The organism is Streptomyces sp. HUAS TT11, from assembly GCF_051553595.1.
Lineage (GTDB): Bacteria > Actinomycetota > Actinomycetes > Streptomycetales > Streptomycetaceae > Streptomyces.
Genome location: NZ_CP196184.1, coordinates 9,599,004 through 9,616,208, shown reverse-complemented (window position 1 = coordinate 9,616,208; position 17,205 = coordinate 9,599,004). Strand labels below are relative to the sequence as shown.

Genomic DNA, 17,205 nt, shown 5'->3' with positions numbered 1-17,205 from the left:
CTGACATTGGTGATCTTTGTTCTTGCGAGCTTCGACACGTATTCGACAGGCCCAGCGCTCTCCGCTCTCGGCCGCACTGGCCGCCGGGAGCTCATGCATCCGTCCGTGCGGTCGTCTGCGCCAAATGCCGTCGACAAGGCTGTTACCGGCCATCTATGTTGCAGGCTATGACCGACAACCCCAGCATGGGTCAGTGCGACTGCAGTGCGATGGCTGGCCCGCTAGGCGTGTGCGTGGCCTACTATCACGGAATCCTGGCTGAAGAGCAGGTCGATCCTCAGATGTACAGGTGGCACGCGCCTGTGGTCTGCGCATATCTCCTGCAGCATCCTTCCAGAGCCCATGAGAAGTATCTTGATGGTCAGTTCCGTCAGCTGCAGCTCTACGTGGACAAGGGTCTTGACGCGCTGGTTCGTGTGGCAGCTCATCAGGTAGCACGGAACAAGCACGGGGCACGGTCGAGCTACGACATGGCGCCACTCGCGGCGTACGCGCCGCTCCCGCCGGGCGGAACTCCCGGGCACTTCCGCACTGCGTTCTGCAGGTTGCCGTTCAGGGACGGCAGCTTCGTGTCTGATGGGCATCTGGCATACGGACGCCGCATCGAAATCATTGCCGAAGCGACTGTGGAGTCCTGGAGATCCGTCCAGACCTGATGCTCGACAGGGAGGTTCACTTGCGTTCATGCCCGTCCGGGACTTCAGTCGGGCTGGACATCTGGTCCCGTCTGTTCGTCGATGAACGCTGCTGAATGAGACGGAAACTGAGACGGGAGAGCCATCGCCTGGCCAGGCTGTTCGAATTCACTGGCGGCACGCGGCACGCGGCTCGAGTCGTGCTTCCCCTACCCGTATGGCTGTTCCGGGTGGCTGCCGTAGTGGTGCCCGGCCATGCAGGACCGCCGCCTGGCCGACATTCAGATCCCCAGCCCACTGTGCGACCACATCCAAAGCTGTAATTTCGCGACCTTGGACCTTAGGACGCGAGGAGGGAGATTTCGTAGTGGGCGATGAGCCATCCGTCGTCCGAACGCTTCATCAGGACGGCGAGGTTGACGCCAACCACGGTCTGGTCGGTGAAGGAGACGTCCACGGCCGCGTACCCGAGCACGAGGTCGGGTGACAGTCGCCTGCTCTCCATGATGCTGTAGGAGGCGGACAGGCCTTCGGGCTGGGAGGCGTAGTAGTCGGCGACGCCTTGCCGGCCTACGGTGTAGGGGTGTGACCTCTGGAAGATCGCATCCTTCGTGAAAAGTTCGGCCACTTCGTCCGGTTAGTGCCCGTTGACGGCATCCCTCCACCGGTCGAGAACATCATGCAGGATCGCTTCCGCGTCGTTCTTGCTACCCCTTGCTTGTGTTCCCATTTCAGTGGCCTGCGCTCATGCCGCCGTCAACGTGGAGGATCTCCCCGGTGACGAACGAGGCGTTCTCCAGGTACATCACCGCGTCTACGACATCACTCAGCTCGCCCAACCGGCCGACCGGCTGGAGAGCGGCGAGGGTGTCGTGGGCCTCGCGCGGATGCATGGGGGTATTGGTCGTGCCGGGAGACACGGCGTTAGTGCGGATGCCCCGGGTGGCGTACTCGATCGCCAGGGACTTCGTGGCGGACTGCAGCCCACCCTTGGTCAGAGCGGCCAGCACGGAGGGCACGCGGGCGTCGGGGTTGTCGACAATGCTGGCGGTGATGTTGACGATGTGGCCGCTGCTCTGGGCGAGCATCTGCTCGACGGCAAGTTGGGTGATGCGGAAAAAGCCGTCGAGGTTGGTGCCCGTGTAGGCGGCGTAGTCATCCAGGGTGTATTCGGTGAAGGGCTTGGCGATGAAGATGCCCGCGTTGTTGACAAGGGTGTCGACGCGGCCGTAGCGGTCGATTGCGGCAGCGGCGACGCGGTCGGCGGTGGCGGGGTCGGCTATGTTGCCCTGGACGGTCAGGATGTCCGGGTCGTCGGTCGGGGTGATGGAGCGCGAGTTGGCGACGACGGCGTAGCCGAGCTTGCGGTAGGCGTCTACCAGGGCGGCGCCGATGCCCTGCGAGGCTCCAGTGATGATGGCGACCTTCTGCAGCGGTGTCTTCATGGTGAAGTTCTTCTTTCAGTGCGAGACGAGTTCCCTTGCCGGTCTACTAGCGTCTCGTGATCCTGTTTTCCTTCCTCCGCAACGCTGTGAGGTATGTCATATCTTCATCCCTAATGTGACCCGGAGGTCGAGCTGCGGCGTGCTTACGCAAAAGACTGTTTACACTTGTTGGATGATCATGCGCCGGCCCGAAACCCTCGACGGCTTCATAGCGGGCACCGGCCTGGCCCTCGACGACCCAGCCTCACCTTGACGAGCCGAAGTCAGTAAGAGCACTAGGGAGTGAGGGTCGCGTCCGCGGAGCGGTGGAATAGCGGCTCGACGCGGTAGTTCCGTGGGGGTCATGTTACGCGGCGTGCTCGAGTGCCGCGGCGATCTCAACGGGTATCTTGTAGAGGGTGGTTGGGGGCTCCAGTAGTGCTCGGCGGAGGTCCTGCAGGGTGCGGAGGACCTGCGACGTCATGGTGAAGCCGCGTGAGGCGCGGTCCAAGACGGCCCACACGAGGCTGACGCAGGAGGTCCCGCCGGGGAACCGGCCGATGACCTTCACGCGGCGGCGGGTCTCGCCGAAGGTCCGCTCGATGAAGTTGGAGTGCCGCCTCCAGACCGAAGACCGGGGACTCGCTCAGGACCGGGAACTTGCCACCGACGGCGGCGTCAACGGCCCGGGTGACGCCGTCCTGGTCCTGCCGGACACCGGTGAGTACGCCGCGGCGGTGTGGCGGCGCCTGGAACCGGGAGAGACCTTCGAGTACGAGCGGGTATGGCGTGCGGGTCTGACAGCCGGTACCTCGTCAGAGCTGGACGGAGACGTAGGTGTTGCTTCCGTGCGTCGGCCTGAACGTTCAGTTCTTCTGGGTCTTGCCGGGGATCTTGGTGACCTGCGTTTTCCCTGCTCAGGAGCGGTGTTCCTGAGGGCCTGGTGGTCGTCATCGGTCGTCCTCGGCCACTGTTGAGCGGCCTCGGACGGCCCAGAGAACGGCCCGTTGGCCCGTCCGACGGTCTACGAACTGATGGGCAACTCGCGGGCTCGCTGGCGTGCTTGGGCTCGCAGTTCCTTCAACCGGGTGTGGAAGGCATTGTGGCGGTTCTGGTCGAGGTTCAGCGGGAGGTCGAGTTGGGAGATGAGCTGTGACTCCAAGGTCCAGGGTTCGCTCTGCTCGACCCAGCACACTCGCGCGTTGTCCGCCATCCACTGGCTCAGGGTGGCTTCGCCGGCCTTGCCGGAGGTCATCCGCTTGCCGCTGCCCACGCGGCGCAGCTCAAGTCCGAGCAGGCTTCCGAGGGTGAGCCGCAGGGTCGAGCCGGCCGCGTTACCCCGGTAGTGGTAGCGCACCCGCTTACGCAGATTCTGGGTGCTGGTCCGGTTCGCCATGTACCGCGGGGCTATGCCGACGTAGAGCAGGCGCCCGGTATCCAGATCCGGGTGGGGCGGGTGCTTGAAGTGCCACCCGTAGGCTCCTGCCGGCGCTGGGACAGGGGTCGGGCGCGTCAAAACCTCTAGCGCCGACCACAATCGATCGGGACTGACGAGAGCGGCGGCTTCCACGAAGCTTCCAGGCGTGCCACTGCTGATCGTCGCAGGCTACTCGTCGACGCTGACAGAACATCCCGCGCCGCCTACCTGTATGTCGGTTCCTGGGGTGACGAGCACCAGCCGGAGAACCTGCATGCGGGTCAAGGGCACTGCCCCACCAACCGGCTGTTCAGCTGGCTCTTCTACATCGGGACGATTGATCGCTATCAAGTGCCGTTGCTCGACGAAGAGCTGATGACCCGACTGGTCGAGCTCTACCGTACCCGTCCCGGTGACCTTCCGGCCGAAGCGATCGAGCTTCCACGGTTGGAGAGCTTTCTCCGCCAGCACGTGGGGCGATACGTCCTCCCTCAGGAAGCGGGCCCGAGCTGGAACGCCCTGTATTCCTCGGACGCCGTGTCGGGTGGCAGTGCGTGAGCGAAGGACACGTACACAGGCCCGGACGGCGTCTCGGTCTGCAGGTTGTCCCATTGATCGAGTTCATGCGCGCAGCGCCGACGCAGAAGAGCACGAAACTGGTCGAATTCCAAGTCAGACAGAGGACCGTCATGCTGCGCGGGCGTAGTCATGGCCTGCAGGGTGTCGTTGGCATGTCTCTCGTTCGCCGTTGTTCGTCGGCGTTGTCACACACGTGGACACTCACCTACGGTCCGGCGTGGTTCCGGGCCGGCTTGCCCTCTGCGGTGCGGCCGCCGCCAAGAGTGCCCGGCGAAGAGCGCACCGGCCGTGCTTACGCTGCAGGCTGCTTTCCTCGACCGCCTTCGGGGGAACGGTTTATCGTGAGGGGGCCGACCGCCAGTCGGGGAGGTCCTCGAAGTGCACGTCGTAGCGGTGCTGTTCGGGAAAAAGTGAAGCGAACTCTGCCTCGCCACGGCTGATGGCGGCCAGCTGTTCGAAGTAGCCGAACCGTTCGATACCGGGGCTTAGCACGACGACCACGTCGGCCACGTCACCCTCTGCCGCCCCGAAGACGTGCGGCAGGCCGGGCGGTACGACGACGAGGCCGCCCTTTCCCACCGTGGTCAAAGTGTCGCCGAGACGGAACAACATCGTCCCGTCCAGCACGTAGAAGAGCTCGTGGGAGAGCTTGTGGTGGTGCGGGGGTGCCCCGTCGGCGCCGGTTGCGAGGGTGAGCCTGCTGGCGCTGACCGCACCCCCGTCGGCGAGCAGCTCGAACGCGCCGTCCTTGAGCGACGCTCCGGCCGCCTCACCGGGTTGCACCACCAGCGCAGTGTGCATGGCCTTCATAGTGACTCCTTCGATCGTGTCGCCCGGTGATCGGTCCGGCAGGCGCCGGCCACCGGGCAAAGCTCAGTGGTAAACGGTCAAGCTCAGTGGCACCGGGCAGAACGGCTTCAGGGCCGCACGCCGGGTGTCTTTCTCCATGAATTCGGCATCTCGTGCATGGCCGGCCCGGTGTCGAGTGGATCGCTGATCCACGCCGTGGGCTTCTTTTCCAAAGGTCAGTCCCAGGCCCCGCCGCCGTTGACCCCGGCGATCGTGCCTGTGATGAAACCGCTGTCCTCACCCGCGCAGAAGGCGACGGCCTGGGCCACGTCGTCGGGCTTGGCCATCCGGCCGAGCACGGTCTGAGCAGCCTGGCGTTTCCTGTGCTCGTCGCCGAGGACATCGGCGATGCTGGTCTCGTCCACTGGGCTGGCGGCCACCACGTTGACGGTGGTCCCGCGAGGCCCCATCTCCTGCGCGACGTAGCGGGCGAACTGGTTCACGGCCGCCTTGGAGGTTCCGAGCGCGATCATCCGCTCCCGGGGCTCAACCCTGCCGCCGTGCTGACGGACTGTCATGAAATCTCCCAGGAGTCGTGGATGCGTCAAGCACGGACGCACGCGCATCCGGTCCGAACGTCCCGCTGTGGAAAACCAGCACCGGGTGCGGCGCCACCTCGCTGTGCCGCGACAAAGTCCGGCCGCAGTCCGGTGGGACGCGTACGCAGGACCGGAGCGGACGATTCGCGAAGGGCGCCACCGGGCCGCTCCTGCTGTACATGTACAGCTGTAGAGTACAGGAACTGTACATGTACAGTCGAGGGTGCCAGACTGTGGGTATGACAGCGCCGAAGACCCCGCCCCTCGACGCCGACGCCCCCGGAGTGCGGTCGCCCGATGCGACGCGTGCGCGGGACGGCGAGGCGTCACGCGCCATGATCCTGACCGCTGCCCGTGCGGCCTTCGACGACAAGGGCTACGCGCAGACGTCGCTACGCGAGATCGCCAGGAACGCAGGGGTCAAGCCTTCACTGGTCGTGCACTTCTACGGCTCGAAGGCGGGCCTGCTGGCCGCGACAGTCGAATGGCCCTTCGACCCCGACACGGTGGTCCGCGAGGTCCTCGCCATGGGCCCCGACCACATCGGCGAGCATCTGGCCGACGTGTTCCTTGAGACCTGGGAGCAGGACGGTCGGCCCAACACGGCTCTCACCCTGCTGCACGCGGCGTGCGAGCGTCCGGAAGCGGCCACGCTCATGCGGGAGCTGTTCACCACGTGCGTGGTGGCTCCGATCGTCACGGCCATCGCCCCCGAGCGGGCCGAGCTTCGGGCCTCTTTGGTGGCCAGCCATCTGCTGGGCCTGCACGTGGGGCGCTACCTGCTGGAGTTCGACGCGATCGCCGGGGCGGACGCCGACGTACTGAAGCAGGCGCTGGCGTCCACCATCCAGCACATGTGCACCGGCCCGCTCTGGTAGGCGAACCCCGGGTTATCGCAATCAGCCGGCACGGTGCGACGGCACCCCCGCTGTGCGGGCTGCGCTGCGGCGCCTGCGTGGTTCGCGAGGAAGGCGCTTGCCGGTATGCGGCCCCGCCGAAGCGGAACGAGATCAGCCCTCGGGCTGTAACTCCACGAGGGCGCTGCCGCGGCTGCCGAACATTGGCAGTTCCTGCGCAGGGCTGCTGTACTGCCGCCGGCTTCCACGGCCTCGCCTCATCCGGGTTCATCGGCAACGTCTTACGCGTGCAGCCGCGACTCACAGGGCGCCCCCGCAGGGACAGCACACGCCTGATAGCGGGCTGGCACTCGCTGGAGTTCGCCCAGTTCGCCGTCGGCCATGCTGCCACCGCGAGCAAACTTCAGCACATCTTCTGCAACGACGCGCAACTTGATGTTGGTGCGCTGTGAGGCATCATGCAGGACTCGCCATGCTTCTTCGGGGGCAATCTGCCCGATGACCACCACAACACCGATGGCCTGATCCACGATGGCGTTCGAGATGACAGCGCGCTGAAGCTGTTCGTTCTCCGCCTTGAGCCGCTCGCACTCCATTTGAAGGTCGGCGGCGGGAAGCAGATCGAGGGGGCAATTCCTGGAATCCACGAGGGGCTCCATGTGATCACCCGATCTGGCGGAGGCGGGGACTCTGTACGGTTACCCCCGCTGCACGGAGACAGCGTCTCGCGCGAATCCTTCACAAGCGGCTCTTACCTGACCATATGCCTACTTTGCGATCCAGATAGGGGCTCCTCGCCGCAGCGACGAGGAGCCCTGCGGAGCGCACTTCCTGACCCCGCGAAGGAGCGAGTAACCCCTGACCGATGGCCTAAAGCCGCAGCTGCTGCACTCGTCGGGCATGATCCGGATCTGCCCCTCAGGCATCGGCCGATTGCGGTCACGGCCCTGATGCTCCATGTCAGCGCGTCCGTGCCGTGAGCGGCGATCCTGCGATCTGGGCGCCGTCGGGGAAGTCCGTCGAACGCGAGAGCTCCTCCCAGGCCCTCAGGTCCTCGTCGACGGCCGCGCGTGCGGCCCGCACCAGCCGTAGCGCGTCCGAGCCCAGCACCAGGTGGGCGGGCGGGTCGGGCAGGTCGAGGACGCTCAGGACCGCCGCGGCGGCCTTGACGGGGTCGCCGAGCTGCCGGCCGTTCGCCGACTGCCGGGCGGCGCGGATCGGTTCGAAGAACGCGTCGTAGTCGGGAAGGGACCGGGGCGCGCGGACCATGGAGCGGCCGGCCCAGTCGGTGCGGAAGGAGCCGGGTTCGATCGCGGTCACGTGGATCCCGAAGCCCGCGACCTCCTTGCCGACGGCCTCCAGCAGCCCCTCCACCGCGTACTTGCTGGCGCAGTAGGCGGAGACGCCCGGGAAGGAGGCGAGCCCACCCATCGAGCTGACGGCCAGGACGTGCCCACGGCGCCGGGCCCGCATGTACGGCAGGACCGCCTGCACGGTGGCGGCCGTTCCGAAGACGTTGACCTCGAACTGGGCCCGCAGGTCCGCGAGCGGGGTCTCCTCGAAGACGCCCTCGAGTCCGTAGCCGGCGTTGGCGATGAGCACGTCGATCGCGCCCACCCTCTCCTCGACGTCGCGCACGGCCCGTGCGACCGCGTCGCCGTCGGTGACGTCGAGGAGGCGCGCGTGGGCGCGTCCCGGCGCGAGGGCCTCGAAGGCGGCGCCGTCCTGGGAGCGCCGGACGGTCCCGGCCACCGTGTGGCCGGCGCCCAAAGCGCCCTGGGCGAAGGCACGGCCGAGGCCGCTGCTGACACCGGTGATGAGGAAGGTCTTGTGAGTGAGGTGCGTCATGACGCGGCCGCTCCCGGGTCGGAGAACAGGGACACCACCGAGTCTACACAGTGCAGGTTTTTTTCGACGTGGCGTAGATTTTCTGGTGGGGCGGGTAGGCTCGGGCGGTCCGGGCCGGCACGGCCCCGCGCGTTGAGGAGACCGAAGTCGCATGGGCAGGCGGAGCGAGACGCCACGCAAGGGCGACCTGCGCGAGCAGGCGCTCCTGGACGCCGCGGAAGAGCTGTTGGCGCGCACGGGGCTGGAGCGGATGACCGTCGAGGACATCGCGAAGGGGGCGGGGATCTCGCGCGGCTCGCTCTACTTCTACTTCGGCTCCAAGCAGGACGTCCTCGCGGCGCTTGTGGCCCGCACGATGGTCGCCATCCGCGAGGACGCCGCCCGCGCGGCAAAGGACACCGCCACGCCCCCGGCCCGGGCCGTCGAGCGCGCCCTGCAGCACACCGAGCGGATGTGGCGCGAACACGGCACGGTGATGCGCGCGGCCGTGGAGAACGCGGCCCTCAACGAGGCCGTGGGGCGATCCTGGGAGGAGACGGTGGAGGCCTTCGCCGAGGCCATGCGGCACGTCCTCGTGCGCGCCGGGCTGCCCGACGGCGAGGGCCCTACGGACGCCGGCGCCCTCGCCCGTGCGCTGTGCTGGATGACGGAACGCGGCTACTACCGCGCCTACCGCGACGACGGCGACACCCTCGACCGCGCCACCCGGACACTGCGAGAGGTCTGGCTCCGGGTGATCACGCCACAACAGCACTGAGGAACAGGACCGCAGGGCCCGGCCCGGCGCCCATCGCGTGGTCGGCGCCTGCCGCGCGGTCGCGGGGAGGCCGTTCAGGCCGGCGGCCTGCCTACGCGGCGGCCGCAGCGCGGCGACGGCGCCAGAACCGGCCAAGCGCCCACGCCGCACTCAGCGCGGCTGCGGCCCAGACGATGCCTGCCGCCGTCGTGGCGAGCCGGGCGTCGATCAGGCCCTCACCCGGCGGTATCACCACCATCTGCACCGCGGCCCCGACCGGGACGACCAGGGCAGCGAACAGTCCGGTCAGGCCCGGCCGCCTGACGAGTGCTCCGACCGCGCCGAGGACCAACCCCAAGGGCACCCCCACGACCAGCCACACGACCATGTCGGTGCCCGCATCCCACACGTAGGCGTCCATGACGTAGTACGACACGGTCGCGGCCGTCAGCGCCGCCGCCCCGGCCAACGCACCGCGGGCCGGTGTCGCCACCGCCCACCCGACCACGACAGCCAGCGCCGCCCACGACCACCCGGCATCGAGGAGAAGACTGACCACCGTGCCCGCCCCGGCCGCGGCACTGGCTGCGACACGGGCCCCGATCGGCCCATACGGCGATGACACAGCGTTGGCGAGCGATGTCAGCGATCCGAACACCGACCCGGCCACGACCGCCCCCGTGATCTTCATCCGGGCAGCCTAACCACAACGCGCCCCGCCGTCCCGGCGTCCACTGAACGATGTCGAACAACCGCTCGCCGCGGCTGGTCCTCACGAAGATCCTTCGACGGCAGACCACCCGACCGGCCGACCTGACGTGCCGTCGACTACCGGGCCCGGAAGTCTAGACTCCGTCAGCAGCCAACCCGCACTTCGCCCGCCCTTCCTTCCGGCACGGGTAGGGGATCCCATGCGCGACGGAGGAGGCGCCATGCTGCACCGCTCCGGCAGGACATCCTGGAGACGCTTCGCCGTCGTCCTCGTCCCCTCCCTCACCGCCGCGGCAGCCCTGGGCATCGGCATGGCCCAAGGAGCACTGGCCGCCTCGTTCCTCATCTCCGGCCAACGCTTCCAACTCGCCGCCGACACCCTCAGCGGCCGCGGCGTAAGCATCTACCCCATGGTCGACGTGACCCGCAAAGGCACCCTCGTACCCGTCGTAGTCCTCGGATTCCGGCACGCCCAGATCAACAGGCTGTGCCTGTCGGTCGTCATCCCCATCCCGGTCCTGGGCCCCTACACCCTGGTAGTGACCGGCGGCACCGGACGGCCAGTGGAAGCAGCAAACCTGTTCATCGACGCCACCTCCGTCGCCGCCGCCCAGGCCAACACCAACAACATCGACATCGGAGTCGCCGCAGGCGCAGTCACCAAAGGGCCCATCAACCCCCAAGACAGAAAATCACGCTGGTTCAACCCCGACGTCTTCGCCCAGCAAGCGACATCGGTCGTACTCGAAAACGTACGCGTGATCTCCGTCGCCACCTCCGCCGGCACCCTCAACGTCCCCAACTTCCGCATGCGAGTCGAACAAGGCAACAACCCCTGCTTCTAACCCCCGACCGACACCCCCCACACCCCCCTCCATATTGCGGCCCCACCCCCCGAGGGGCCGACGGCGAGCGAACACACCGCACACCCCGCCCACCCCCTCTTCTTGTTCCGTCCTCACCTCAGGGAGAGACGTGTTCCTGGATCCGATGTCCGACCCGCGCCCGGCACGGCGCACCGCCACCGCGGTAGCCGCCGCCGTAGCCGGCACCTGGCGCAGGTTCCGGGCCTGGCGGGGCGAACGGCCCTTCTGGGCTGGGCTGTTCACCCTGATGGCGGGGCTGCCCATCGTCTACTTCCCCTACACGGACCTGGATCTGCAGGGCATGGTCCTGGCCCTGTCGACCACGTCCGGTGCGGGATCCCTCATCATCGGGGTCCTCCTCGTCGTCCTGGGCCTGTCCCTGTGGTTCCAGCAGCAGCACCGCGTCTTCGCCGGGATCGCCGCCCTGCTGCTCTCCCTGGTCTCCTTCCCCCTCGCCAACTTCGGCGGCCTGTTCCTGGGACTGACATGCGGTCTGATCGGCGGTTCCCTCGCCTGCGCCTGGATGCCGGCACCCGCCCCGCCCACAGCAGAAGAAGACCGGCAGGACCCGGAGGACCGGCAGCACCTCGAGGACCCGGAGGGCTGGGAGGAATGGGCGGGCCTGCAGGACCGGCCGGAGCGGGGCGAGCCGGGCGAGCCCGAGGGGAAGGAGGACCGGGGCGAGCCGGGCGAGCGGGGTGAGCGGGAAGGGAGGGACGATCAGGAACGGCATGGGGACGGGGAAGAGAAGGAAGACCGGGACGCGCGAGGTGAGCGGAAAGACCGGATCGGCCGGGAGGTGCGGGCGGATCTGGAAGAGACCGTGGAGCTCGAGCGGATCTCCGCCGCCGACCCGCCGCCCACGGAGCCGGCGCGGCCGCACGACCGGCCGCGCTGAGGCGGGCTGCCTGCCCGCCGAGGACGCGGGGACGGGGGCGCCCCCAGGCGCCACCGCACCGAGGAGCATCCGGTACGGCACGTGCGCCGGGCTGCGGGTGTGCGGGAGCTGTAGGCCGGAGCGCACCGTCAGGCGTCGCGGACCGTGCAGGCGCCGCGGGCTGTCAGGGGCAGCAGGCCGTGCAGGCGCCGCAGGCCGGGCCTGCCAAAAACCGTTCCGTGCCGTTCTGTGAGGGCTGCTAGCCTGCGTTGCGTGTTCACCACTTTCCTCTTTCTGTGACCAGGGCGCTGCGCCGGGCCTGACGCCCTGAGGCCGCACGGTCTCGGGGGCGTGAGATGCCTGTGCGAGGGCTGCCATGGCGGCCACGGCAAGCGATCCTGCTCCCAGAGACGAGAACCCCTTCCGTGAACACCCCTTCCTCTGCCTCCTCTTCTTCTGTGCCCACCTCCTGGATGCGCGCGCACACCACCACGCTGACCACGATCGACCCGGCCGCGGACCTCACCGACCTGGAGGTGCTGCGCAGCATCGTCGGCGACGCCCGCGTCGTCGCGATCGGTGAGGGCGCCCACTTCGTCACCGAGTTCTCCACCGTCCGCCGGCGGCTGACGCGGTTTCTGGCCGAGCGGTGCGGCTTCACCCACTTCGCCCTCGAGTACAGCTTCGCCGGCGCCGGGGTGCTGGATACCTGGCTGGCCGGAGAGGACGACCGCCCGCTCGGCGAGGTCAGCCCGGCTGCCGCCGATTGGGGCGCGGCCGACCTGATGGACTGGCTGCGCACCCACAACGCCACCAGCCGCAGCCCGCTGCGGTTCGCCGGCATCGACGTGCCCGAGGCCGGCGGTGCCTGCGCCCGGTCCTTGAGCCGCTGGCCGACTACCTGGCCGAGGCCGATCCCGCGTCTCTGCCCCTGGTGCAGTCCGCGTTGCAGATCAGCGACGCGTTCCTGGCCGGCTCCGCCTCCGGTGCCGCCGCGGCCCCGGCCTGGGCCCGGCTCCCGGCCGACCGGCAGGACGCGCTGACCGCCGCCCTGACCCGCCTCAGTCTCCGGCTGCACGCCATCCGGCCGCTGGCCGAGGCACGCACCGGCGCCCACCGCACGGCCGTCGCCGAACGGCTGCTGGTCGGCGCCTGCACCGTGGACTACATGTTCCGTGCGATGAACGCCCTGCTCACCGGGACCAACAGCGTCGCTGACCTGTCGGTGCGGGATCTGTACATGGCGCAGACCCTCGCCTGGCACCTCGAACAGGCCGGCTCCGGCGCCCGCTTCGTGCTCGCCGCGCACAACAACCACATCCAAAAGACCCCGAGCGTCTTCGACGGCACGATGGCCGCACTGCCGATGGGTCAGCATCTGGCGCGCATGCTCGGCGGCACGTATGTGGCGATCGGTCTCACCCACACCGACGACCACGTGCCCGAGATGCGCCCCGACGCATCGGCGCCGGTGGGATTCACCCTCGAGACCACCCGCCTGCCCGCCCCCCGGCCCGGCACCATCGAAGCCGCCCTGGCCGACGCCGGCCTCACCGACGGGCCCACCCTCACCGACCTGCGCCAGGCACCCACCCACCCCGACGGCCATCTGCTGCTGGACGGGATCCGCACCCAGAGCGCCGTCATGGACACCGCGCTGGGCGACGCGTTCGACGCGGTCATCTCCACCCCCACCGCGACCCGCGACCCGGCCGTGACGTTCTGACCCGGCATCACCACCGGCCGGGCGCCCCCGGCCCGCAGTGCACCGCACGGCCCCGGGGGCGCCCCGCGAGGGAGGAGCGGCCCGGGGCCGACGGCCGGTTCAGGTGTGGTTCAGGTGGGTTGCGGCCAGGAGCGCAGCAGTGCGGCGATCCGGGCGGCAGTGCAGCCGGCATCACGCATCAGGTCTCGCAGGGCGACGGCATCCTCGTGGGTGGGCTTGACCGGGATGCCGCAGGCCTCCAGGTACATCACCCCGGTGGCTGCGGCAACGGCCAGGTTGGAGCGCTCCAGCCAGCGGCAGCGGCCCAGGACGTGCACCAGGGCGGCGGCGCGGGCGTAGGGGCCGTCGTAGACGGGCTGCTCGAGGAGTTCGGCCCGGTGGCAGGCGACCGCGGCGATGGGTACTCCGTAGTCGTCGGGCGAGGGATCGCCTGCCCCGGCCAACTCGGCGACCTGCAGGATCCACGGGACGTCGATGTACAGGTCCATTACGCGGCGTGCGCTCCCGGGGCGGGACGATCGGCGGTTTCGGCTTCGTCGAAGACGCCCTGGTGCTCGGCGAGGAAGCGCTCCGCGGCATCCAGCCCACGCCGCCGCAGACCTTGGGTGTCCTCGCGTACGAGGACCGCGATGTAGTCGCCGAGGCTCAGACCACGGTCCCTGGCCCGTGCTTCGGCCAGTTGCTTGATCTCATCGTCGACGCGCGCACCCAGTTGTGTCTTCTGTGTCTTTGCCACCCCCCGATGGTAACAGCTGTTACCAATCGGGGGTGCTTCGCCTTGCGGCCGACTTCGGTGACACGCTGCCGGGCCGGATGCTGGCATGCTGCCGGTCCGGCAGCATGCCAGCGGGTGTGGGGGCGGGTGGCAGGCCGCGGACGAGGCCCGCCCCGCGTCTTCTGCCCCCTCCCCCGTCGCCCGGGGCCTGGGCGACGGGGCCGGTCGTGAGGCCGAATGGGGTGGTCGAACGCACGGCCTCGCCTGAATCCGCTCCGCAGTGCTCTGCGGCCCTTTTGCGGTCCTCGCGCGAAGGCCCCCTCGCCGCCGGCCGGCCCTGGCGCCAGAGCACTACGGCTGATGCTGCCTCCAGTCCCAAGATGGTCAGCCGCTTTTGGCCACCGCAGTCCTCCCGGCGGGCTTTTCCGGTTGCCCTGGCGTTATCAGGCGATGTCAGTGTGCGGGTTTGCCGAACCAGCGGGCGAGGTGGTCGTCCAGGTCCTGCTGGTCGTCGCCGATCCAGGCGACGTGGCCGTCGGGGCGGAGCAGGACGCACGGAACATCCAGTGCCGCAGTGGGATCCGCGAGGTGATCGACCCGGTCCGAGAAGCCGTGGGCACTCAGGCGTCCGGTGCGGTCCAGGAGCAGGCCGCGGCCACGGTGCAGCAGATCGTAGAGGCGGCCCTGATTCACGTCGATGTCGCGCAGGCGGCGGCCGAGCAGGTCGGGGCCTGCGCCGAAGTCGTAGCGGATGCCGATCGCGGTGATCTTCTCGATGAGGTAGCGGTTCACCTCGTCGAAGTCCATCAGTTCGGTGAGCAGCCTGCGCACGGCCTGCGGGCCCGGTTCGGTGGAGTGCAGTTCCATCTGGGCGCGGGTGTTGTCCAGCACGTCCTGGGCGACCGGATGGCGCTCGGTGTGGTAGGTGTCCAGCAGGGTGTCCGGCGCCCACCCGCGGATCTGCGCGGCCAGTTTCCAGCCGAGGTTGAAGGCGTCCTGGACGCCCAGGTTGAGTCCCTGCCCGCCGGTGGGTGGATGGATGTGTGCCGCGTCGCCGGCCAGCAGCACCCGTCCGACCCGGTAGCGTTCGGCCAGCCGGGTGGCGTCCCCGAAGCGGGACAGCCAGCGCGGGGAGTGCACCCCGAAATCGGTTCCGGCGACGGCGCACAGCTGCTGTTGGAAGTCCTCCAGGGTGGGCGGTTGTGCGCGGTCGCTGACTGTCGCGGCAGGGACGACGACGCTGTATGCCCCCGCACCGAAGGGCCTGAGCCAGAACCGCCTGTTGGTCCGGTGGATTTCGGCCACCTTGGCGGCGATCTCCTCGGGCGGCACACCCACTTGCATCTCGCCCATCAGCGTCTCGGTCCGTGAAGGCTCGCCGGGGAAGCCGACGCCGAGGAGTTTGCGCACCGTACTGCGCCCCCCGTCACAGCCGACGAGGTAGCGCGAGCGCAGTAGTTCGCCGTCGGCCAGCTCGACACTCACCCCCTGATCGTCCTGCTGGACACCGGCCACCGCACAACCGCGCCTCACCTGCGCACCCAGGCGGATCGCGTGTTCTTCGAGCAGGCGGACGACGACGGGTTGCGGGATGCCCAGCAGGTAGGCGTGCGCGGAATCCAGGTTCTTGGGCACGGGTTTGTCGATGGCGGCGAAGATTCCGCCGGCCGGACGCTGCCGTCCGTGTGCGCGCATGCCCTCCAGCAGTCCGCGCATCGCCATCAGCTCGAGACTGCGCATGTGCAGAGCGACGATGCGGACGAACGACGCGGGCTCGGTTTCCTTCTCCACGACGAGTACCCGCACGTCGTGCAGCCGCAGTTCGGCGGCCAGCATCGCGCCGGTCGGCCCGCACCCGGCGATGATCACATCGAACGCCAGGGGTGGGCGACCGACGCCGGACGCCGGCGACGGGACAGTGCCGGGGACTTCGCCCACCCGGATGTCGCCGACGGGGATGTCGCGCTCGGCCGTGTCGTTCGACGACGGCTCGGCGGTGAACTGCACAGAGTCCATGGGTGTTGCCTTTCGGGAGTGCCTTGTTGTCCAGGCGCTCCCGGCGACACCTACGTCAATCGCCCGACCGTGACAGCAAGGGGGAGCACCCACATCGATACAGCGTTCATGGGTCTCACCTCCTTGGGCGGTGTCCGGTCAACCCGCAAACTACAGGCCCCGGCAGCACCGAGTCCACTCCTTAAAGGCCGCGCACACAGGCGGCCGCTCATGGCCGGTGTTGCGGACGTACATCCCAGCAGCGGGTGGACGCGCTCTGCACAGCGTCGAACGCTGCTCGCTGCTCAGCCGATCCGCGTGCGCAGGTCCTCCAGCGCCGCTTTCAGCGCGTCCCCGGCCGCGATGACCGTGTCGGGCTCGACACCGACGCCTTCCCAGTTGGTGCCGGTGACCGGGTTGATAGAGCGGGCAGCGGGAACGGTCACGGTCACGTGCGGGGCGAGCGGAATACGGTCGGTGGGATGGGCGCCACCGCGGGTGGTCTGGCCGATCACGGTGGCGCGCCCCAGCACCTTCAGGTTGTACGCCAGCTCCTCTCCGCCGGAGAAGGTGAGGTCGCTGGTCAGCACGATGACCGGGCGGTGAAGGTAGCGCGGTGCGGCCAGGTGCCCGAGGGTCCAGTACTGGCGGGTCAAGCCAGTGGCCCGCTCGTAGATGTCGTTCAGGTGCACCCCGTCGTCGGCGAAGAAGTAGCTGCACCACAACTGCACGCCCTCCGGTGAGCCACCCCGACACTGCCGCAGGTCGATGACCAATGCCTCAGTGGGAGCGAGCAGTTGCATGGCGGCAGCGACCGCGGGACCACCCAGATCGGCGGGGGCGATCATGCGCAGGTCGAGGTAGCCGATGTTGTCGTCGAACTGCTCCACCCGCCGGATGCCGTAGTTGCTCTCCCTTGCGTACTGCGCGAAACGAGCGCGAGCGACGTCCTGCGGCTCCCCGTCCATCGACTGCGGTTCCTCGGTCCACAACAACCGCAAATGCTTGTCCGGACAGGCATTCTGGAGGTCGTCCGTGACTCGCTCGCACAGCTCCCGCACGTCCAGGTCCTGATATGCGCCGTCAGCCAGCCGACGCCGGATCGCCGCGTCGATGGCAGCCGTCTTTTCGGGAAACACGTAGCCGGCGGTGATCTGGGCCAGCGCGGCTTCGAGTATCTCGTGATGAGTCGTCATGCGCGCGATGCTAGGTCCAGATCGAACACGCACCCAACGGATTTCACGGCCGCTTCTTCACCTGCTCCGCTCACCGACGTCCTCGGCGATGCGACCCCTCAGCACCTAACGCTGTGCGACGGCCCGGTGGACACCGCCCGCCTCCACCGGGCCGCCTGCCTACGCAACCTCCTCTTCCCCCACCACGTGATCACGACTGCCGGCGAACCCGGGCCGTGGACAGGGCGGAGCCGGC

21 protein-coding genes are annotated in these 17,205 nt (G+C 68.6%); 8 read left to right on the top strand and 13 right to left on the bottom strand.

Annotation, left to right across the window (positions count from 1 at the left end; genetic code table 11):
• The first annotated feature begins 167 nt into the window (after positions 1-167).
• Positions 168-656, top strand: a complete 489-nt coding sequence (locus ACSHXN_RS43250; protein ID WP_355136798.1) for a DUF5946 family protein — start codon at positions 168-170, stop codon at positions 654-656.
• A 319-nt stretch (positions 657-975) separates the two neighbouring features.
• On the opposite strand, the gene ACSHXN_RS43245 is transcribed toward ACSHXN_RS43250, so the two are convergent.
• Both ACSHXN_RS43245 and ACSHXN_RS43240 read right to left on the bottom strand, forming a co-directional pair.
• Positions 976-1,263, bottom strand: a complete 288-nt coding sequence (locus tag ACSHXN_RS43245; protein ID WP_438306382.1) for a hypothetical protein — start codon at positions 1,261-1,263, stop codon at positions 976-978.
• Between the two features lie 103 nt (positions 1,264-1,366).
• Entirely contained in the window at positions 1,367-2,080 is a 714-nt protein-coding gene (locus tag ACSHXN_RS43240) for an SDR family NAD(P)-dependent oxidoreductase (protein ID WP_355136802.1), read from the bottom strand.
• Positions 2,081-2,541: 461 nt separating this feature from the next.
• Between ACSHXN_RS43240 and ACSHXN_RS43235 the strand changes: the two genes are divergently transcribed.
• The gene (locus tag ACSHXN_RS43235) at positions 2,542-3,036 is read left to right on the top strand and encodes a hypothetical protein (RefSeq protein WP_438306381.1); all 495 of its coding nucleotides are present in this window, start codon (positions 2,542-2,544) and stop codon (positions 3,034-3,036) included.
• A 47-nt stretch (positions 3,037-3,083) separates the two neighbouring features.
• Here the strand turns inward: ACSHXN_RS43235 and ACSHXN_RS43230 are convergent, their stop codons facing one another.
• From ACSHXN_RS43230 to ACSHXN_RS43215, 4 genes are all read right to left on the bottom strand, one after another.
• Positions 3,084-3,455: a GIY-YIG nuclease family protein gene (locus tag ACSHXN_RS43230; RefSeq protein ID WP_355136806.1), complete on the bottom strand. Its 372-nt coding sequence runs from the start codon at positions 3,453-3,455 to the stop codon at positions 3,084-3,086.
• Between the two features lie 210 nt (positions 3,456-3,665).
• On the bottom strand, positions 3,666-3,947 hold the full coding sequence (locus ACSHXN_RS43225) for a hypothetical protein (protein ID WP_356295915.1): 282 nt from the start codon (positions 3,945-3,947) through the stop codon (positions 3,666-3,668).
• A gap of 444 nt (positions 3,948-4,391) precedes the next feature.
• Positions 4,392-4,865, bottom strand: coding sequence for a cupin domain-containing protein (locus ACSHXN_RS43220; RefSeq protein WP_355136810.1), 474 nt, complete (start codon positions 4,863-4,865; stop codon positions 4,392-4,394).
• Between the two features lie 215 nt (positions 4,866-5,080).
• Entirely contained in the window at positions 5,081-5,422 is a 342-nt protein-coding gene (locus ACSHXN_RS43215; RefSeq protein WP_383357852.1) for an SDR family NAD(P)-dependent oxidoreductase, read from the bottom strand.
• A 260-nt stretch (positions 5,423-5,682) separates the two neighbouring features.
• On the opposite strand from ACSHXN_RS43215, the gene ACSHXN_RS43210 reads away from it, so the two are divergent.
• The gene (locus tag ACSHXN_RS43210; protein WP_383357853.1) at positions 5,683-6,321 is read left to right on the top strand and encodes a TetR family transcriptional regulator; all 639 of its coding nucleotides are present in this window, start codon (positions 5,683-5,685) and stop codon (positions 6,319-6,321) included.
• A 260-nt stretch (positions 6,322-6,581) separates the two neighbouring features.
• On the opposite strand, the gene ACSHXN_RS43205 is transcribed toward ACSHXN_RS43210, so the two are convergent.
• Both ACSHXN_RS43205 and ACSHXN_RS43200 read right to left on the bottom strand, forming a co-directional pair.
• Positions 6,582-6,947: an ANTAR domain-containing protein gene (locus ACSHXN_RS43205; protein ID WP_356114246.1), complete on the bottom strand. Its 366-nt coding sequence runs from the start codon at positions 6,945-6,947 to the stop codon at positions 6,582-6,584.
• A 313-nt stretch (positions 6,948-7,260) separates the two neighbouring features.
• A complete protein-coding gene (locus tag ACSHXN_RS43200; RefSeq protein WP_356114245.1) occupies positions 7,261-8,148 on the bottom strand; it encodes an oxidoreductase in 888 nt (295 codons plus the stop codon).
• 151 nt (positions 8,149-8,299) lie between these two features.
• On the opposite strand from ACSHXN_RS43200, the gene ACSHXN_RS43195 reads away from it, so the two are divergent.
• A complete protein-coding gene (locus ACSHXN_RS43195; RefSeq protein ID WP_355136820.1) occupies positions 8,300-8,905 on the top strand; it encodes a TetR/AcrR family transcriptional regulator in 606 nt (201 codons plus the stop codon).
• 91 nt (positions 8,906-8,996) lie between these two features.
• On the opposite strand, the gene ACSHXN_RS43190 is transcribed toward ACSHXN_RS43195, so the two are convergent.
• Positions 8,997-9,575: a hypothetical protein gene (locus ACSHXN_RS43190; RefSeq protein WP_355136822.1), complete on the bottom strand. Its 579-nt coding sequence runs from the start codon at positions 9,573-9,575 to the stop codon at positions 8,997-8,999.
• Positions 9,576-9,816: 241 nt separating this feature from the next.
• Here ACSHXN_RS43190 and ACSHXN_RS43185 point away from each other — a divergent pair, with 241 nt between their 5' ends.
• The 4 genes from ACSHXN_RS43185 (at position 9,817) to ACSHXN_RS43170 (ending at position 13,064) form a co-directional block, all read left to right on the top strand.
• The gene (locus ACSHXN_RS43185) at positions 9,817-10,440 is read left to right on the top strand and encodes a DUF6230 family protein (RefSeq protein WP_356114243.1); all 624 of its coding nucleotides are present in this window, start codon (positions 9,817-9,819) and stop codon (positions 10,438-10,440) included.
• Positions 10,441-10,570: 130 nt separating this feature from the next.
• Entirely contained in the window at positions 10,571-11,359 is a 789-nt protein-coding gene (locus ACSHXN_RS43180; RefSeq protein WP_383357856.1) for a DUF6114 domain-containing protein, read from the top strand.
• Between the two features lie 437 nt (positions 11,360-11,796).
• Complete coding sequence (locus tag ACSHXN_RS43175; protein WP_438306380.1) at positions 11,797-12,381, top strand: erythromycin esterase family protein; 585 nt, start codon at positions 11,797-11,799, stop codon at positions 12,379-12,381.
• A complete protein-coding gene (locus ACSHXN_RS43170) occupies positions 12,273-13,064 on the top strand; it encodes an erythromycin esterase family protein (protein ID WP_438306379.1) in 792 nt (263 codons plus the stop codon). The genes ACSHXN_RS43175 and ACSHXN_RS43170 overlap by 109 nt, the downstream gene beginning before the upstream one ends.
• A gap of 110 nt (positions 13,065-13,174) precedes the next feature.
• On the opposite strand, the gene ACSHXN_RS43165 is transcribed toward ACSHXN_RS43170, so the two are convergent.
• From ACSHXN_RS43165 to ACSHXN_RS43150, 4 genes are all read right to left on the bottom strand, one after another.
• Complete coding sequence (locus ACSHXN_RS43165; protein WP_383357857.1) at positions 13,175-13,552, bottom strand: fic family toxin-antitoxin system, toxin component; 378 nt, start codon at positions 13,550-13,552, stop codon at positions 13,175-13,177.
• The gene (locus ACSHXN_RS43160) at positions 13,552-13,800 is read right to left on the bottom strand and encodes a hypothetical protein (RefSeq protein ID WP_383357858.1); all 249 of its coding nucleotides are present in this window, start codon (positions 13,798-13,800) and stop codon (positions 13,552-13,554) included. Before ACSHXN_RS43160 ends, ACSHXN_RS43165 begins: the two co-directional genes overlap by 1 nt.
• Positions 13,801-14,232: 432 nt before the next feature.
• Positions 14,233-15,795 carry a rifampin monooxygenase gene (gene rox / locus ACSHXN_RS43155; protein ID WP_383357859.1) on the bottom strand — a complete coding sequence of 521 codons (1,563 nt, stop codon included), beginning with the start codon at positions 15,793-15,795 and terminating at the stop codon, positions 14,233-14,235.
• Between the two features lie 284 nt (positions 15,796-16,079).
• Complete coding sequence (locus ACSHXN_RS43150) at positions 16,080-16,970, bottom strand: S41 family peptidase (RefSeq protein ID WP_355142422.1); 891 nt, start codon at positions 16,968-16,970, stop codon at positions 16,080-16,082.
• Positions 16,971-17,205: the final 235 nt, after the last annotated feature.

What these genes read in the sequence shown, in the direction of transcription:
- ACSHXN_RS43165 (WP_383357857.1), bottom strand. Translation starts at nt 13,552, where the DNA reads ATGGACCTGTACATCGACGTCCCGTGGATCCTGCAGGTCGCCGAGTTG.
- ACSHXN_RS43230 (WP_355136806.1), bottom strand. Translation starts at nt 3,455, where the DNA reads ATGGCGAACCGGACCAGCACCCAGAATCTGCGTAAGCGGGTGCGCTAC.
- ACSHXN_RS43220 (WP_355136810.1), bottom strand. Translation starts at nt 4,865, where the DNA reads ATGAAGGCCATGCACACTGCGCTGGTGGTGCAACCCGGTGAGGCGGCC.
- ACSHXN_RS43215 (WP_383357852.1), bottom strand. Translation starts at nt 5,422, where the DNA reads ATGACAGTCCGTCAGCACGGCGGCAGGGTTGAGCCCCGGGAGCGGATG.
- ACSHXN_RS43200 (WP_356114245.1), bottom strand. Translation starts at nt 8,148, where the DNA reads ATGACGCACCTCACTCACAAGACCTTCCTCATCACCGGTGTCAGCAGC.
- ACSHXN_RS43195 (WP_355136820.1), top strand. Translation starts at nt 8,300, where the DNA reads ATGGGCAGGCGGAGCGAGACGCCACGCAAGGGCGACCTGCGCGAGCAG.
- ACSHXN_RS43250 (WP_355136798.1), top strand. Translation starts at nt 168, where the DNA reads ATGACCGACAACCCCAGCATGGGTCAGTGCGACTGCAGTGCGATGGCT.
- ACSHXN_RS43210 (WP_383357853.1), top strand. Translation starts at nt 5,683, where the DNA reads ATGACAGCGCCGAAGACCCCGCCCCTCGACGCCGACGCCCCCGGAGTG.
- ACSHXN_RS43235 (WP_438306381.1), top strand. Translation starts at nt 2,542, where the DNA reads ATGGTGAAGCCGCGTGAGGCGCGGTCCAAGACGGCCCACACGAGGCTG.
- ACSHXN_RS43190 (WP_355136822.1), bottom strand. Translation starts at nt 9,575, where the DNA reads ATGAAGATCACGGGGGCGGTCGTGGCCGGGTCGGTGTTCGGATCGCTG.
- ACSHXN_RS43185 (WP_356114243.1), top strand. Translation starts at nt 9,817, where the DNA reads ATGCTGCACCGCTCCGGCAGGACATCCTGGAGACGCTTCGCCGTCGTC.
- rox (WP_383357859.1), bottom strand. Translation starts at nt 15,795, where the DNA reads ATGGACTCTGTGCAGTTCACCGCCGAGCCGTCGTCGAACGACACGGCC.
- ACSHXN_RS43150 (WP_355142422.1), bottom strand. Translation starts at nt 16,970, where the DNA reads ATGACGACTCATCACGAGATACTCGAAGCCGCGCTGGCCCAGATCACC.
- ACSHXN_RS43240 (WP_355136802.1), bottom strand. Translation starts at nt 2,080, where the DNA reads ATGAAGACACCGCTGCAGAAGGTCGCCATCATCACTGGAGCCTCGCAG.